General features: G+C 58.8%; 18 protein-coding genes. 6 read left to right on the forward strand and 12 right to left on the reverse strand.

The features are described from left to right. Window positions 1-83: 83 nt before the first annotated feature. Window positions 84-392, reverse strand: a complete 309-nt coding sequence (locus RI101_08055) for an MTH1187 family thiamine-binding protein (GenBank protein ID MEC4890000.1) — start codon at window positions 390-392, stop codon at window positions 84-86. Between the two features lie 14 nt (window positions 393-406). Beyond that, on the reverse strand, window positions 407-1066 hold the full coding sequence (locus RI101_08060; protein ID MEC4890001.1) for a bifunctional precorrin-2 dehydrogenase/sirohydrochlorin ferrochelatase: 660 nt from the start codon (window positions 1064-1066) through the stop codon (window positions 407-409). Between the two features lie 164 nt (window positions 1067-1230). On the opposite strand from RI101_08060, the gene RI101_08065 reads away from it, so the two are divergent. Further along, a complete protein-coding gene (locus tag RI101_08065; protein ID MEC4890002.1) occupies window positions 1231-1683 on the forward strand; it encodes a hypothetical protein in 453 nt (150 codons plus the stop codon). A 145-nt stretch (window positions 1684-1828) separates the two neighbouring features. Here the strand turns inward: RI101_08065 and RI101_08070 are convergent, their stop codons facing one another. Continuing rightward, window positions 1829-2374, reverse strand: coding sequence for an HNH endonuclease (locus RI101_08070; GenBank protein ID MEC4890003.1), 546 nt, complete (start codon window positions 2372-2374; stop codon window positions 1829-1831). A 173-nt stretch (window positions 2375-2547) separates the two neighbouring features. Here RI101_08070 and RI101_08075 point away from each other — a divergent pair, with 173 nt between their 5' ends. Next, window positions 2548-2856, forward strand: coding sequence for a Rieske 2Fe-2S domain-containing protein (locus tag RI101_08075; GenBank protein ID MEC4890004.1), 309 nt, complete (start codon window positions 2548-2550; stop codon window positions 2854-2856). Between the two features lie 116 nt (window positions 2857-2972). Here RI101_08075 and RI101_08080 read toward each other — a convergent pair whose 3' ends face one another. From RI101_08080 to RI101_08095, 4 genes are all read right to left on the reverse strand, one after another. Further along, window positions 2973-3392, reverse strand: a complete 420-nt coding sequence (locus tag RI101_08080) for a type II toxin-antitoxin system VapC family toxin (GenBank protein ID MEC4890005.1) — start codon at window positions 3390-3392, stop codon at window positions 2973-2975. After that, entirely contained in the window at window positions 3389-3631 is a 243-nt protein-coding gene (locus tag RI101_08085) for a type II toxin-antitoxin system prevent-host-death family antitoxin (GenBank protein ID MEC4890006.1), read from the reverse strand. Before RI101_08085 ends, RI101_08080 begins: the two co-directional genes overlap by 4 nt. Window positions 3632-3942: 311 nt before the next feature. Next, a complete protein-coding gene (locus RI101_08090; protein ID MEC4890007.1) occupies window positions 3943-4656 on the reverse strand; it encodes an Ig-like domain-containing protein in 714 nt (237 codons plus the stop codon). 268 nt (window positions 4657-4924) lie between these two features. Next, entirely contained in the window at window positions 4925-5992 is a 1068-nt protein-coding gene (locus RI101_08095; GenBank protein ID MEC4890008.1) for a hypothetical protein, read from the reverse strand. Between the two features lie 25 nt (window positions 5993-6017). On the opposite strand from RI101_08095, the gene RI101_08100 reads away from it, so the two are divergent. Further along, window positions 6018-6959: a transposase gene (locus tag RI101_08100; GenBank protein ID MEC4890009.1), complete on the forward strand. Its 942-nt coding sequence runs from the start codon at window positions 6018-6020 to the stop codon at window positions 6957-6959. 79 nt (window positions 6960-7038) lie between these two features. Here RI101_08100 and RI101_08105 read toward each other — a convergent pair whose 3' ends face one another. Then, the gene (locus RI101_08105; protein ID MEC4890010.1) at window positions 7039-7572 is read right to left on the reverse strand and encodes a hypothetical protein; all 534 of its coding nucleotides are present in this window, start codon (window positions 7570-7572) and stop codon (window positions 7039-7041) included. Between the two features lie 179 nt (window positions 7573-7751). Here RI101_08105 and RI101_08110 point away from each other — a divergent pair, with 179 nt between their 5' ends. The 3 genes from RI101_08110 (at window position 7752) to RI101_08120 (ending at window position 9136) form a co-directional block, all read left to right on the forward strand. Beyond that, complete coding sequence (locus tag RI101_08110; GenBank protein ID MEC4890011.1) at window positions 7752-8195, forward strand: gamma-glutamylcyclotransferase family protein; 444 nt, start codon at window positions 7752-7754, stop codon at window positions 8193-8195. Window positions 8196-8280: 85 nt separating this feature from the next. Next, a complete protein-coding gene (locus tag RI101_08115; GenBank protein MEC4890012.1) occupies window positions 8281-8607 on the forward strand; it encodes a (2Fe-2S) ferredoxin domain-containing protein in 327 nt (108 codons plus the stop codon). 16 nt (window positions 8608-8623) lie between these two features. Next, window positions 8624-9136 (forward strand): MogA/MoaB family molybdenum cofactor biosynthesis protein, encoded by a 513-nt coding sequence (locus tag RI101_08120; GenBank protein ID MEC4890013.1) that lies wholly within the window; start codon window positions 8624-8626, stop codon window positions 9134-9136. A 142-nt stretch (window positions 9137-9278) separates the two neighbouring features. On the opposite strand, the gene RI101_08125 is transcribed toward RI101_08120, so the two are convergent. The 4 genes from RI101_08125 to RI101_08140 form a co-directional block, all read right to left on the reverse strand. Then, the gene (locus RI101_08125; protein ID MEC4890014.1) at window positions 9279-9713 is read right to left on the reverse strand and encodes a CBS domain-containing protein; all 435 of its coding nucleotides are present in this window, start codon (window positions 9711-9713) and stop codon (window positions 9279-9281) included. Window positions 9714-9921: 208 nt separating this feature from the next. Further along, entirely contained in the window at window positions 9922-10950 is a 1029-nt protein-coding gene (locus RI101_08130) for a zinc-binding dehydrogenase (protein MEC4890015.1), read from the reverse strand. 354 nt (window positions 10951-11304) lie between these two features. Beyond that, window positions 11305-12234: a PhzF family phenazine biosynthesis protein gene (locus tag RI101_08135; GenBank protein MEC4890016.1), complete on the reverse strand. Its 930-nt coding sequence runs from the start codon at window positions 12232-12234 to the stop codon at window positions 11305-11307. A gap of 167 nt (window positions 12235-12401) precedes the next feature. Continuing rightward, window positions 12402-13640: a hypothetical protein gene (locus RI101_08140; GenBank protein MEC4890017.1), complete on the reverse strand. Its 1239-nt coding sequence runs from the start codon at window positions 13638-13640 to the stop codon at window positions 12402-12404.

Below are 13640 nucleotides of genomic sequence, written 5' to 3' on the forward strand. Positions count from 1 at the left end.
AAACCATAGTTTTCAGTATTAATTCAGATACGCACACGTATAAAGACTGATACACTGACCGGCCTCCAAAGGCCCTGCGCGTGCTACTGTTTCACGCGCCGCTTCAATTGCTTTTCGACGGAAGCCACCTTGCTCACCAGCCGTCCGGAGTGGCCCTTGCGATAATCGACTTTGATCGTGCAGGAAATGCGGCCACAGTCTTTCCGCATCCGGTCGTAGCACTTCTTGACGACGCCGAACACCTCGTCCCATTCGCCTTCCAGCACCGTCCCCATCGGGTTGAGCCGATACTCCACGCCACTCTTATCGATGATGTCGAGCGACCGGGACACATACTTCCCTACGCTCTCACCTTTCCCCAACGGAGACATGCTGAATTCCAATAAGACCATCGTCGCGCTCTCCTCTATGTCGTTTTCGCCGCGGAAGCAGCCGCTCCCTGACGAGCTCGCTCTTCCTGCCAGACCTTCGGATATTGCACTTTGCCCAACAGCCGGAACCCATCGAGCGCCTCACGAAGCAGCGTCCGGCGCTTCTCCGCATCCGGTTCGTTCGCCTTGGCCTGCTCCCGGAGCTGCCCCAGCCATTCGACAAAAGCGGCAAACTCACTATCGAGAATCCGCTCCAAATCTTCTTTCATAAATCCCGACAAGGCCGGCGCCATGCCGCTCGTACTGATCGCCACCCGGGCATGCCCGGAGGCCACCACAGCGGGCATCGTGACACTCGACGCCTCAGGCAAGTCCACCGACCAGAGAAGAAACCCTTTCTCGCGGGCCTTCGCCAGCAACATCTTGGCAAACTCCCGATCCCCTCGAATCATATTGAGGACCAGAATCGTCTGCTCCAAATCGGTTTCACGGAAATGCCGCCCGCGATGGATGACCTTCGCCGAGGCCGCCAATTGTTTCAGGGATTCATGCAACGTTGGGCTGATCACCGTCACCTTCGCACCGGACTCCAGCAGCCGCTGCGATTTCTCAGCCGCCTCTTCATCGCCGCCAATAACGACGACCGACCAGCCTTTCACATCAAGCACCAAGGGAAAACCAGGATTCGGGGCCATATCCTATTCCTCCATCCCGCACATCGCGCGTCAATCGTCCGTTCTCAACTCACTTGCCGCAAACGCCGTATCATACAATAGGGCTTTCAGACCCGTAAACCGTGCCTTCCCTTTTTCTTTTTGATCTCTCTATAATGACGTCTTTCTTATGGCATGGAGGAACAATGGCCGGCATGTCGGGCAAAGCAGTAGGAATGGCGGGGGGCATCATCGGCTTGGCGGCCATGGCCGCGTGGCTGGGCTTGGCGCACAGTTGCGATCCGCCGGCGGGAGAAGGCGTCATCGCCGGACGCGTCACCATCGCCTCGAATCTCGCCGATCAAGTGAAACCGACCGATGTCCTCTTCGTCATCGTGAAACGGCCCCAAGGCCCGCCAAGGCCCATCGCCGCCAAACGCATCGAGCATCCGACCTTTCCCGTCTCATTCGAAATTACCAACGCCGATGTCATGGTGGAGGGCTCGGAACTGCGGGGCATGGTGGACGTGATCGCCAGACTCGATCGGGACGGACAAGCCGGCCCAGCTCAACCCGGCGACATCGAAGGACGCTACGCCAAGAACCCCACCCTCTCAGGCGGGCGCGATCTGGAAATCGTCTTAGACTCCGTCCACTGAGATAGCAGAAAATAAGCTTACAGTCTGTTCAAACGCGTTTTCAGCAAGGCCGCAGGCGAGGCAAAACCGGAGGCGTAGCCTCTCGGCTACGTTGAGGATTTTGACGAGACGAGAACGCAGCTGAAGACGTGTTTCAACAGCCTGATTAGGGTTCGGCGGGATCGGCGTCCAACTCCATATTCCAATACAGATAGTCGCGCCAGCTTTCCGGCGTGTTGCGGATACCGATCGTGATCGTGATGACCGGACTCCAGCGCGGCTTCATCGGCCTCTTCTTCAACCGCATCCCGGCCTCTTCAGGCGTGCGCCCGCTCTTGCGGTTGTTGCAGCGCCAGCAAGCCGTGGTGATATTCTCCCAGGTCTTCTTCCCGCCTTTGGCAATCGGCACCACGTGATCGAAGGTGAGTTCTTCCGTCCTGAACTTCCGGTTGCAATACTGGCAGGTATAGCCGTCGCGCGTGAAAATGTTGATGCGGGAAAACTTCACCGCCCGGTGGCTGTCTTTTATCCGCACCAGCTTGAGCAGGCGCATGACCGCGGGCAGTTTGATCGAGAGGGAAATACCGTGGATTTCACGGTCGTAGACTTCAAGGACTTCGACTTTACCCTGCCAGAGCAGAGCAATCGCTTTTTGCCAATGCACAACCCGCAGGGGTTCGTACGTCGAGTTGAGCAGGAGCGTCATTTCCATGCAACAACCTCATTCCTAACTGGACTCCTCAGCCGAACAGGCATCGAGAGGGTCAGGGGCATATTTCTTCCTTCTATGCCATAAGCACTGGGTGAAATCAAGCAACCCCGTATCCCGCGCCATCTGGACGCGAGGGCCATTTTTTTGAGACACTGCGCCGCATGAGTGAATTCGTGACAGTCGCCCCATTGGCCGACCTCCCGCCAGGAACCGGACGCACCGTGGACGTGAAGGGCATTTGGATCGCCCTCTATAACGTGGACGGAACCCTCTACGCCGTCGATAACACCTGCCCGCATGCAGGCGGGCCGCTCGGCGAAGGAAAGATGAAAGAGGGCATCGTGGAATGCCCCTGGCACGGCTGGAAATTCGATGTGCGGACCGGACAGCGCGTCAACAATCCCAACTTCACCGTGGCCTGCTGCGACGTGCGCGTCGTCGAGGGCCAGATCCAGATCAAGCTCCCGGCAGACCTGGCATAGCTCGCACGCCACTCCACACGCCCGCCATCAGTGACCGAGAAGGTCACTTGATAGCTGGCACCGCTCTAATCCTCCGTAAGTATCGAACCCTCTCCCGCAACGCCATTTTTCTTTCGTCACGCAAATCTTTTCACACCCGCCTTCCTTGCAGCTTTCTGCAAATCTTCATCGAGTGTGGCCAGTGGAAGGCCCAATCGCAAGGCAAGTTCGAGGTATGACGCATCATATGAGGACAGCTTGTACCGGCGCGCCAGCTGAAGCGTATGAGACAACGCATGGACAAACGTGGCTGAGTCCGCCTCGATATCCACATCTTCCAACATCTCAAGGAATGCCCCACTCCGGGCTTCCGTCACCAAGGCCTTCTCTTCCGCCTTGGCAATGACATTCGCCACCTCCAAGCCCCAGGTCGCAGGGACAAGTGCTTGGGCCTCTTGCATCATATCCAACACTTTGCCGGCGTACGCGAGGTCTTGTGGCTTGCCATCGCCGAAAAACCACCGCATGGTCACCGAATTATCAAGCACAAACCTCACGCGCGCCCCTCCTCAAGAAGGGCCTTGATATCGACCCCACGCACCGGATCAGCCAGCATGAAAGCCTTCAGTTTTGCGGCTGCTGAAACTTTATCCTTGGCTCTTGCGCCCGCACTCGGCACGAGGTCCGCAATAGCTTCTCCTCGATTGGTAATCGTAAAACTCTTACCCGCCTTGACCTGCCGGAGCAATTCAGGAAGCTTCGTCTTCGCTTCATACGAACCAATTTCTGTCCTCATGCGCTCCTCCTCTCGCCCCCATTTTCTACAGACCAGTATATAGACCAGTCTGATACTGGTCAACAGCCACGCCAACGGAATAATGGGACCAGGCATGAGTGTTGACTTGTTTCGGCCTTGGATGGAGCAGCCTCACCGCTGACTCGCCACCCTCGCATTGACTTCGAGGGTGAGATTTATTTGAGGTCCTAAATACGTATCAGGGGGGGGGCTTGGCACGGCTGGAAATTCGATGTGCGAACCGGGCAGCGCGTCAACAATCCCAACTTCACCGTGACCTGCTACGAGGCACGCGTCGTCGAGGGCCAGATTCAGATCAAACTCCCGGAACATTTAGAATAACCGCATCTCTCGCCCCAAAAGCTCACCGCCATATCAAGGCCGGTGCTTGGATCAATCGAGGCTCCAACCGGGGCGTTTGACCCGAGGCTAAAGCTGAGCACGTTGGACTCCGGCCCAATGTTGGAGTCGTCCGGATCGGTGGCCGGAACCGTGAGGGTCAGCGTTCTCCCCTGCTCGACCGACTGGGCGGGAATCCCTGCAATCACCGGGGCATCATTCGTCGGGGTGATCGTGAAGGAGACCGTGGCGAGATTCGAGAAAGTGATCCCGTCGCTCACGCGATAGGTGAAGGAGTCGCTCAGCGTCTCGCTGCCGTTGTGGACGTAGGTAAAGCTACCGTCGGCGTTGAGTCTCAGCGTGCCATATAAAGGACTGCTGACAAGAGCGGCTGACAAGCCTGTTGGGGCCGTATCGGGGTCAGAATCGTTCTGCAGAAGGCCAGAGGCGAGAGACACGAGGCGAGTGGAACCTTCGGCGACAGAATAGGAGTCGTTGACGGCAACCGGTGCGACGGTCGGTGTGCCATCCGTGAGTAGCACGTTGTCGATGGTCACCGTGGAGGTCCGGTCGCCGAAGCCGAGCAGGTCGAACGAGAGCCGTGCCCCCGCCCCTGCCATGATGCCGGTCAGATCGATATTAACGACCCAGGCACGAGACGAGGGGCTAGAGGTGAGCAGCGTCACAGTCACACCCGGAGCCAAGAACATAGTGCCGTCGGCTTGGATGTTGAGCAACGAGTCGGTGTGATCCAGACCTCTAATGGTGAATGGTCGGAGTCGATTGACGTCCCCGAACCAGATAGACCAGACAGACCAAATAGACCTACATCGAGTGATGATGGGAGCCGGCGAATACCGGGGTCAATGGAGCCAGCCATGAGACGCGTGCCATCCACCGCGGAACTCACATGGCCCAAGCCCATCACGTGCCCGAGTTCATGCATGAGCACGGTCATGAGGTCGATCTTGCCTGCAGCGGCACCATTTGGGTCGGCTGATAGCTGATGGCTGATAGCAAGAATTCTTCACTCGTGAATGGCGTCGGATCCACGAACCACCCATACCCGGCGGCATCGGTATCCAGCGTGATCGTTGTGCCGGACGTGAGCGCCAGATACCCATCAGCCAGATCGGCAATAGTAATGGTGGCCTGGTTGAGCAGCGTGAGTTGATCAAAAGAAAGTGACGAGTGACGCGTGAACAGTGATGGGTTCGATGCCTCAGGACTAGATAGACTAGACAGACCGAACAGACCAGACAGACCATTTCCCACAGAAGGATTGACCACATTCCGATCAGGCGGTACAGTTTGGTTACCGAATGAGAGACTATGCTGAAGCGTGTTCTGATTATCCTGGTCCTCGTTCTGACTCAGACCGGGTGTGATGCCAAATATGGGGAGGATCTGTCCCCTTTTGTCCGAGGTAAGCTGGACGCTCAGGGACAACTCGACCTCGAGCGGCAGAAGCGGGAACTGCTTCAGATTGAGGACATCAAGGTTGGAACTGGTCCCGTCGCCGCTTGGGGACGACGTCTCTCCGCCGATTTGACTGTTCGGTACACCGACGGCACTCTGATCTATCAAGGCCCGATCTACACTTACGTTGGATTCGTCGACATTACCGGCATCGAAAATGATATCCGAAGCGGTCCATTTCTCACGGGAATCAACGGAGGCATTCAGTTGGCGCTGAACGGCATGGCCGTTGGTGGTCAACGCCGATTCACTGTCGACAGGAGTTTGGTCTGTTTGAATATCAAGATGGATGCCGGTCCCAACGCTACTTGTGGCCTGATTGAGCGAATCAAAGTCCGAAAAGATAAATTGATTGCGGAGGCCGCTCTCACCGAATCCTGCATTCCCTTGAGCTTCCGCGCCATCTATATGAATGGGGAATACCTGCTGCATTTCCGAGCCGGTTGCCGCAATTCCGATCTGCCTCGACTCGCCCCCAACGGTCCCATTTGGCACGTTTACTAAACTAGGGGAAAGAGATGGGGTCATTGCTTGACTTTGCACTACCACCCTCTTACCCTCCCGCCTCATGGCCCGCCAACTGCGATTGGAATATCCCGGCGCCCTCTACCACCTGACCGCCCGCGGCAACGAGCAGCAGTCCATCTTTCACGATGACACCGACCGGCAGCATTTCCTCACCTTGCTCGGGCGCGAAATCCTCCAGCAGCGCTGGCGGTGTTATGCTTATTGCCTGATGGGGAATCATTATCATCTGCTCCTCGACACACCCGAACCAAATCTGAGCCGCGGTATGCGGCGGCTGAATGGCAGCTATACCCAGCGCTTCAATTGGCGTCATCAGCGCGTCGGCCATCTCTTGCAGGGGCGGTTCAAGAGTATCGTGGTCGAGCGCGAGAGTTATCTCTTGGAGCTCTGCCGGTATGTGGTGCTGAATCCGGTGCGGGCAGGCATGGTGTCGACTCCAGAGGAGTGGGCATGGAGTAGCTATGGAGCGACGGCCGGAGTCAGTACAGCCCCGCCATGGCTCAATGTGGCGAGTGTGCTCGAGCTGTTCGAGGCGGATCAGGCGCGAGCGCGGCAGGCTTATCGGCAGTTCGTGGCGGACGGGATCGGGCGCCCCTCACCCTGGTCGGAGATTACGGGCCAGATTTTCCTGGGAAGTCCGTCTTTTCGGGAACGAATGGCAGAACGACTGCCCAAGCAGCGACCGGCTAATGTGCCGCGCGCCCAAACTGATCCTACCAGGCTGGTGCCGGATGAGATTCTTATTCGCGTGGCAACCGTATTTGGGATTTCACCGCCAGCAATCATAGCCAGAACACATCGCGAGGCCTACCACACGGCAGTATGGCTATTGAGACGCGCCGCCAACGAGCCGCTGAATACGGTCGCCATCCGTTTTGGGGTCTCAGCTTCCAGGATTTCAAAGATTCAAGATGCTGTCGAATCAACGCCCCTCACGCCCCAACAACTCCAGGTGATGACGGAGTGCAAAGTCAAGCAATGACCCCAGCTCGCCCGTGTCAACAATCCCAACTTCACCGTGGCCTGCTGCGACGTGCGCGTCGTCGACGGCCAGATCCAGATCAAACTCCCGGCAGACCTGGCATAGGCGGCATCGGCGGGGCTCCTGGCAACGGAGGCGCAGGCGTCTGCGGGCGCTCGGAGTCCGGCGGCTTGGGAGTGACCCCATCTGCTGGCAACGAAGCCGCGTTCACTTTCTTCACGCCCAGGTGCGCGTGCCAGATAAACTCCCGCTCAAACCATTGCCCGCTCACACTTTGATCCCGAAGCTGCACCCGGATCTCGTAGAGATCCCCTTCAACCTGCTTAACCCGCCATTCCCCAAGCCGGACGCCTTCGCCCCGCTCTTTTTTAGCGCGCACATGTTCATTCATCGCTTGAAGAATCGTCGGAAATCCCAGTGCCTGATGGGTCTGCACGAGCGCCAGCGCCTCGGCGGCCCGCTTGTCGGCCATGGGATTGAGCGCGGGCGGCTTCATCCAGACGTAGGCCACTCCTCCAAAGACCAGCACGGCCACGACGGCATAGTGGAGCGTTTTGACGAGAGACGATGACCGCGATTGGCCAGAGACAGTGCGAGACGAATCGGTACTCATGAACCCCCACACACGTTCCAGATCAGGTGAAGAGCCATATCGAAATCCCACGGCATCTTAGGAACCCCTTCGGGAGGTTGTCAATGGCGGCGCGCCCCACCTTGTCTGACCAAAAGCGGGTGTGCTACAAGTACCGCACACATTGAAGCAACACGATCGATACACCCTGAGCATATGGCATGAAATTCTTCCTGTACGGCGATAACCTGAATCTCACCCAGCTCAAGCGGCGAGCCCCGGAACATAAGTTCCTCTACCTGGCGACGTTGGCGGACCACACCATCAAGTTCTGCCGCTGGTCCTCGCAATGGCGCTGCGGCCTGGCCAGCATCGCCCCCTCACCGGGCGAGAAAGTCTGGGGCGGCGTGTTCGAGTTGACCGACGAAGACCTGAAGATCATGGATCAGTTCGAGGACGACGTGCCGCAAGGCGCGTATCGGCACCTCCAGATCACCGTCGTGAACGAGGCCGGAGACAAAGAGCTCGTCACGACCTATGCCGCCAACCCGATCGGCAAATTCAAACCCAAAGACCACTACCTCGACTGGGTCCTCAAAGGGCTCAAACAGTGGAAACTGCCAGAGGAAGCCATCGAACAATGGCAAGCCTACCGGCCGCATTAGCTGGCCCGGGGCACGAGGCCAGAGGCAAGGGGCATCGCCCCTCGCCCCGAGCCACTCGCCCCTCGCCTTAAACCCAAGGAGCATCATGCCAAAACCCACGCACCATATTCTCGTCTGCACCAACTCCCGTCCGCCGGGCCACCCGAAGCCGTCCTGCGGCAGTTCCGGGGCCGCCCAGCTGCTCATGGCCTTCAACATGGGCCTGATGCAGCGCGGCGTTATGCCGGGCCAAGTGCTCGTCAGCGCGACCGGCTGCCTGGGCCCCTGCGAGCAGGGACCGACCGTCGTCGTCTATCCGGATGCCACCTGGTACTCCAAGGTGACCGAAGCCGACGTCGCCACGATCCTCGACGAACATATCAAGGGCGGCAAGCCCGCGGCCAAGCTGAACCCCGACGCGGTGTGGAAGTAACGCACGCGATTGCATCATGGCCAGCGCAACCCATCATGAACACAAGCACCATGCACCCCGGTCCATCGGGTGCATGGTCATTACCTGCAGCGACACCCGCACGCCCGAAACGGATACGAGCGGCCAGCTCATCCAGAAACTGCTCAAGGAAAACGGCCACAGCGTCGCCGCCTACCATCTCGTGAAAGACGAGCCGGCGCAGATCAAGGGACGGATCGCCGAAGGGATTGCGAATGACGCGGTGCAAGCCATCATCATCAACGGCGGCACCGGCATCTCGCGGCGGGACTCCACGTTCGAGGCGGTCGATGCGATGCTGGAGAAACGGCTGGATGGATTCGGCGAAGTCTTTCGCTATCTGACCTATCAGGAGATCGGCTCACCGGCCATCATGAGCCGCGCCACCGCCGGCATCATCAAGGGCCGCATCCTCTTCTCCACCCCCGGATCAGAAAACGCCGTCCGCCTGGCGATGGAAAAGTTGATCCTCCCCGAACTCGGGCATCTGGTCAAAGAACTCACGAAGTAAGCGGACACTCCCTTCTTTAGGATGCTCAAAACGGTCTTCTAGCAAGGCCACAGACGATGACAGCACCGGAGGCGTAGCCTCAGGGCTACGTTGAGGATGCTGTCGAGGCGAGAACGCCACTAGAGGCCGTTTTCAGCATCCGTCAATCCTGCCCGATCTTCGGTTCCGAGTACGTCACCTCGGTTGAAATCTTCGACTGGGCATACTTCCGGTAGGACAACATCACATCCCGCACCGAGACCACGCCGACAATCGCTCCGCCCTTCGTGACCGCGAGATGGCGCACACCGAGATCGCCCATCATCTCCTGGGCATCATCCACCGGCTGATTTCCCTCGATCGTGCAGAGGGGCGTCGTCATCACTTTATCGACCGTCAACTTGCCCAGCGGCTTGCTGGTAGCGACAGCCCGGCGAACGATGTCGGTATCCGTCACGATCCCGACCAACTGCTTCCCCTTCTTCACCAGCAGCGACCCGACGCGCGCACTGCGCATCGTCTTGGCGGCGCTGACAATCGACGTCTTGGGCCCGATAGACTTCGGACGTTTCGTCATGATCTGCGCAACAGTGGACATCAGACACTCCTTTCGTCGCGAACGTGATCGATGAGAAGAACGCCGGCCGCGTCCAGACTCTCCCTACCTTCCAAGCTTGCCTTCCTCCTGCTCTACCAGGCGGCCTGGTTAATCCTCAAATGCGCGCGTCGAACGAGGCCCTTCTGAGGGCGCGCGTTCCGCGAGCAGGAGGATGACCAGGGCACTCACCTCCCCGTTTCCAGCATCCTCACACTGTCAGTACAATCTTCCCGAAGAACTTGCGAGACAACATCTGCTCTTGCGCCGCTCTCGCCTCTTTCAGCGGATAGGTGCGATCGATCACCGACATCAGACGCTTCTGCCCCATCAGCTCCGCCGCCTTTACGAGTTCCGCCCGCGTGCCCATGTAGGATCCTCTGATCGTATACTGGCGGGAGTAGATATACCGGAGATCCAGCTTCACCTCAGCGCCGGTCGTCGCGCCGCAGGTAATCAACCGCCCTCCCTTCGCGAGGGACTGCAGACAGCTCTCCCAGACCTCGGGTCCGATATGTTCGATCACCACATCGACCCCATGCCCTTCGGTCAGCAGCTTCACTCGCTCCGCCACCTTTTCCTTGGAGTGGTTGATGACAGCATCAGCGCCAAGCACCACCGCCTTGGGAATCTTGTCGTCCGACCCGACGGTCGTGATCACCCGCGCTCCGGCCAGCTTGGCCATCTGAATGGCCATCGTCCCCACCCCGCTCCCGCCGCCCATGATCAGCACCGTCTCGCCATGCTGCAATCCCGCGAGCGCGAACAACATATGCGACGCAGTCACGGACACGAGTGGAAAGGCCGCCGCCTGCTCGAACGAGAGATTCTCCGGCATCGGCAGCACATTGCGGAAAGGCACCTTCACATACTCCGCATAGCCGCCATGCATCATGGCGCCGATCAGGCTGTAGGTGCGGCAGAAGTTATCCCGGCCGGACAAGCAAAACTCGCACTTCCAACAGCTGATCCCCGGCGAGACAAAGACTTTCTGCCCGACCGTCACCCCCTCGACCTGCGCCCCCACCTGCTCCACGATCCCGGCGATGTCTGACCCCGACACATGGGGCATCGGCATCGGATAGGCCGGATTCCCCTGGCGAATCCAGATATCGAGGTGATTCAGCGCGCAGGCCTTAACGCGCACCAGCACATCCTCCATCCCGAACGACGGCAGCGGCACGTCTTCATACGACAACTTATCCGGCCCACCATGCGCGCGAAAGAGTACCGCTTTCATCTTTTCACCTCTCCCCCTCCAACTGAAACTTTGAATGCACGGATCGTGCGCCCTCTCTCCCCTCACTGGTGGGCCGATTGGTCTCCTACTGCGCGCATGCAACGAGGGCCTTCCGAGGCCGCGCGTTGCGCGAGCACAGGAGACTAACAGACCGCCTCGCCTTCGGGCACTAGCAGGGCACAATCCCCAGGATGATCAAAACGCCATATAACAAGGCCGCAAGGAGCATGGCGACTGAGGCGTGGCTTTCTCACCCACCCACCTCAAGCTGCCGGTGCAGCTTGTTCCCTGCGAGGTACGTCGCAAGGAGACGTGCGACTGAGAACGCAGTGAGATGGCGTTTTCATCATCCTGCTAGAATTTCAAAGTTCCTTCCACCACCATCACACACTGCCCGCCCACCTTGACCGTCTGAATAATGTCGTCGTCCGAATCCACCTGCACGAAAATACGCGAGGGCCGGTCGATGGCGTAGCCCTGCTCGACAATGATCTCCGTCGTCGGCGCCACGTCCACCACACCGTTCTGCACCAGATAGGCCCCCAGCGCACCGCTCGCGCTGCCCGTCGCAGGATCTTCGAGAATCCCGATGGCCGGAGCAAACATGCGCGCGTGCACCGTGGAGGAGGGCTCCACCGTCACGGTCGTGTACACCATGATGCCGTTCGCGCCGAATCGCCGGCACACATCCGTAATGGCCGAGGCATCGGGACGGATCGACCGCACCGCCGTGAGCGTCCGCACCGGCACGATCATCACCGGCAGCCCGGTGGAGACCACTTCGATCGGCCACTTCGTATCGGCGATCACATGCTTGGCCAGCCCCAGCGCGCTGGCGACCTTGTAGAGATCTTCCGTCTCCTCCACCGGGCCCAGGAACTCCGGCTTGGGCTGCGTCATCACGACCCGCTCCACCAGACCATCCTCCGCTTGGAGCTCAACCGGGAACAGCCCGATGTTGCACTCCTGCATGACGCGGATCACCGAATCTTTCACGGGAATGATCCCCAACTCGGCCAGCACGAAGAACGTGCCCAGCACCGGATGGCCGGCAAAGGGAATCTCCTGCGTGGGGGTAAAGATGCGCAGCCGCGCCACCGCGGCCTTGTCCGTCGGGGGAAAGACGAAGACGGTCTCGGAGAGATTCATCTCCCGGGCGATTTGTTGCAGCTGATCGTCGGACAGCCCGTCGGCCTCGGGAAAGACGGCCACCGGATTGCCACCGAACGGCTGGGAGGTAAAGACGTCGGCTTGGTAGAACTTGAGCGAGCGGCGATCAGGCATTTGTAGTGACTCCTCTATAAATCCTGATTACAACCTACCTCCAGCCTGTTCAAAAAGGTCTTGTGGCAAGGCCGCAGGGAGTCTGGCAACTGAGGCGTACCCTTTGGGGCACGTCGCAAGGAGACATACGACCGAGAACGCCGCCAGAAGCCTTTTTCAACAGGCTACTACGCAGGGCGCGGAAGCGCCTCATACTCCTGCACCATCGGATTGCGCACATAGTTCTCAATATAGTTTTGCAGCGAGCCGTTGCGATAAAGCTGCTCGTTGGCAAAGCGCGTATCGACCTTGTGCAGCACCTTCACCTTCACGCCGGTCTTCTGCGTGAACTGGTCGAGCGTGACGCCGGTAATATCGGTGTACGGCCCGCGCCCCGATTGCATGATGCACTTCGGCACATGGATGATCTTCTCGGTGGTCAGCCGCCGCATGATGTCGTCGAACGTCAGCAGCACCGTGCAATCCGAGTCCCCGCTCAGCATCGCATTGGGCACGTAGAGCACCTTCGCCTTGTTCTTCCGGTACATCGACAGGATCTTCGACACACTCCCGCCTGTTACCAGGGTATCCTTTTTCTCCAATTCAAGCGAGTCAAAGAGGCTCACGATCCGTTTGCGGCTCAAAAAGGCCGTAATATAGGCTTCCGTATGGATGGTCTGGAGATTCGGCAGGGCCGCGTCGTAGATCCGCAGGGCCTCTTCCGCCAGATGCTTCCGGCCCTGCCGCATGAGGCTGGCCGTCTCCTCCTTGAGCCCCCGCACCGGCGTGAGCGTCCCCATCCAGAGCACGCACTTCTGATTGATCTTAGAAATCTCCAGCGCGTCCTTCGACATCGTCTGCCGATCGAACGAATAAAAATTCGCCGAGGATACGGCCGGCCCGTCCAGCACCTTCATCACATGCTTCACTGAGGGCGCGTGAGGCATGAGCCGCTGGCGATAATCGCTGAGCGTGATGACCGAGAGCTCGAAGTTGATCCGCCCCGGATACTGCGCAACCAGCTGATGGATCTTCGGCACATGCACAAAGCCGACGGTGAAGAACTGAATGCTCTTGTCCGTGTACTTCAGAAAGTCCTCAACCCACTCCATGGCCTTCGGATGCAGGAAGAGGTCGGTCCATTCCATGTACTCATTGCCGCCCAGGCACCAGAACTGTTTCGGATCGGTCGGCTTCTTGCTGATGTAGTCGAGGATGTACTTCCAGTCGTCGTCGCTGGTCTTGGGCGGGTCGAGCGTCTCGCGGTAGGAGTGGTCCAGCTCGTAGCAGAACTCGCACTTCACCGGGCAATCGCGCCCGAGACTGAGCGGGATCTTCCCCGCGTCCATCTCACGGCGCAGCACCTCACGATAATCTTTCTTCGTGAAGATCGGAGCGGCCTGAAGCATGGGAATCGGTATTGGCAT

It is taken from the genome of Nitrospira sp. (assembly GCA_035968315.1).
Classification (GTDB): Bacteria; Nitrospirota; Nitrospiria; order Nitrospirales; family Nitrospiraceae; genus Nitrospira_D.